Source organism: Streptomyces sp. LaBMicrA B280 (assembly GCF_049222185.1).
GTDB lineage: Bacteria > Actinomycetota > Actinomycetes > Streptomycetales > Streptomycetaceae > Streptomyces > Streptomyces murinus.
In genome coordinates this window covers 1-469 of record NZ_JBMJCT010000060.1, presented here as the reverse complement: position 1 = coordinate 469, position 469 = coordinate 1, and the positions used below count along the sequence as shown (strand labels likewise).

Below are 469 nucleotides of genomic sequence, written 5' to 3'. Positions count from 1 at the left end.
TGGACAAGCAGGGCGCGGGCGACCAGGGCCTGATGTTCGGCTACGCGTCCGACGAGACGCCGACCCTGATGCCGCTGCCCGTCTTCCTGGCGCACCGCCTGTCGAAGCGGCTCTCGGACGTCCGCAAGAACGGCACCATCCCCTACCTGCGCCCCGACGGCAAGACGCAGGTCACCATCGAGTACGACGGCGACAAGGCCGTCCGCCTCGACACCGTCGTGGTCTCCTCGCAGCACGCCTCCGACATCGACCTCGAGTCGCTGCTGGCCCCCGACATCCGCGAGTTCGTCGTGGAGCCGGAGCTGAAGGCGCTGCTGGAGGACGGCATCAAGCTGGACACCGAGAACTACCGTCTCCTGGTCAACCCGACGGGCCGGTTCGAGATCGGTGGCCCGATGGGGGACGCGGGCCTGACCGGCCGCAAGATCATCATCGACACCTACGGCGGCATGGCCCGCCACGGTGGCGG

1 protein-coding gene is annotated in these 469 nt (G+C 68.9%); it reads left to right on the top strand.

Annotated elements, in window-relative coordinates; translation table 11 throughout:
• On the top strand, nt 1-469 hold a 469-nt coding region (locus ACLF5H_RS32960), incomplete at both ends, for a methionine adenosyltransferase domain-containing protein (RefSeq protein WP_421679687.1).